This window comes from Caldalkalibacillus thermarum, from assembly GCF_014644735.1.
Taxonomy (GTDB): Bacteria; Bacillota; Bacilli; order Caldalkalibacillales; family Caldalkalibacillaceae; genus Caldalkalibacillus; species Caldalkalibacillus thermarum.
Map to the genome: position 1 here is coordinate 1 of NZ_BMKZ01000101.1, position 1,694 is coordinate 1,694.

A 1,694-nucleotide genomic window follows, 5' to 3' on the forward strand; every position below is an offset into this window, starting at 1 on the left:
TGTCTTTTGCTTTTTAGGGGCCTCTTCATGCCGTTAACAGACGAGCTATTAACGGCATGAAGAGGGATTGGCGAATGTGTGTTTGCCCTCTGAAATTTTACTCATACCTTTTTACCCAAGTCATTACCATTCCGGGTCATGAATTTAAGGTGACCCATTATGACGGACAGGAAGTGAACCAACCGGAATGGGTTTCTGGTCAGGCTATCCGCATTGCTCCGGCTGAACGCTTTGATATCGAATTGAACATGAACCAGCCGGGGGCATGGGGCATCCAGGTTTATGCCGAACAGAACCCGGACCGGCTGCATGGCCTCATTCCTGTCATCTATGACGGCTATGAGAGCGAAACCATTGTGGCCGCTGATGACTTTGAAACATTCTTTGACTGGACCGTCTACGGTGCTCCGATGGAGATTGAACTTGGTGACGTGACCAAGGAGTATGACATGATTCTGGGCTCAGATGATGGCGGTGAAACATTCACCATCAACGGCAAACGGATGAACACGGAAGAAGTGGATGGCCATGAAGTGTATGAGGTTCAACAGGGTGATGTGGTTAAAATGACGATCGTGAACGAAACAGACGTGGACCATCCCATGCACTTGCACGGTCACTTTTTCTATGTCACTTCCCGCAATGGAGAACCGCTATCCGGTTCACCTGTTAAAAAAGAAACGTTAAATGTACGTCCCAATGAGACCTATGAGATTGTCTTCGTGGCTGACAATCCGGGCAACTGGATGTTTCACTGTCATGAACTGCACCACGCCAGCGGTGGTATGGTGGCCAAGGTTCAGTATTCAGACTATGAATCCGAATTTGTACCGGACCCGGATATTCCTAACAAGCCAGAGTAGAGTCTCTAGCAAAGAAAGATCTAGAAACAGACTAAATGGAAGGCTCCTTCATGCAGGGAGCCTTCAATTGACGTATCCAATCATATGACGTATACATTATAGTTGCAGGGGGTGGCTTATGGAAGGATATATTCTTGTTTACTTTGAAGAATATGAACAGCTTGCCTTTTTAATCAGTATATTGCTCAATATTATCGTAGCGGTGCTGGGGGTCATTCCCAGTTTCTTTTTAACGGCAGCGAACATAATCTTTTTTGGTTTCTGGAAAGGAACTTTGATTTCTTTTCTCGGGGAATCCGTGGGAGCGATCGTTGCTTTTTATTTATACCGTAAAGGATTCCGGAAAATGTCGCAGAAACATTTACAAAAGTACCCCAGAGTGGGACGATTGTTTAACACCCGGGGCACGGAAGCCTTTTATCTGGTCTTTTCTTTGCGTCTCTTGCCGTTTGTGCCTGCCAGCTTGGTCACCTTTGCTGCGGCCATTGGCAACATTTCATTCTTGCTCTTTACCATAGCCAGTACGACTGGTAAAATACCAGCCCTGTTAATCGAAGCCTATTCGGTGTACCAAGTGACGCAATTTGAGTGGCAAGGAAAAATCATCTTGTCCCTGGCCGCGGTGTATATATTGTACTGGGTCTGGCGGAGGAGAAAGACAGCTTCCCCTGTTTAAGCAACGTTAAAAATGCAGCCCTTAAAACAGAAGTACAAAGGTTGGGGATGTATGAGTAAAATTTCAGAGGGCAAACACACATTCGCCAATCCCTCTTCATGCCGTTAATAGCTCGTCTGTTAACGGCATGAAGAGGCCCCTAAAAAGCAAAAGAC

2 protein-coding genes are annotated in these 1,694 nt (G+C 46.2%); both read left to right on the top strand.

What is annotated here, in order from left to right; translation table 11 throughout:
• Nucleotides 1-74 precede the first annotated feature (74 nt).
• Nucleotides 75-863 carry a multicopper oxidase family protein gene (locus tag IEW48_RS16585; RefSeq protein ID WP_229704108.1) on the top strand — a complete coding sequence of 263 codons (789 nt, stop codon included), beginning with the start codon at nucleotides 75-77 and terminating at the stop codon, nucleotides 861-863.
• A gap of 118 nt (nucleotides 864-981) precedes the next feature.
• On the top strand, nucleotides 982-1,539 hold the full coding sequence (locus IEW48_RS16590) for a TVP38/TMEM64 family protein (RefSeq protein ID WP_188624708.1): 558 nt from the start codon (nucleotides 982-984) through the stop codon (nucleotides 1,537-1,539).
• The last annotated feature ends 155 nt before the right edge of the window (nucleotides 1,540-1,694 follow it).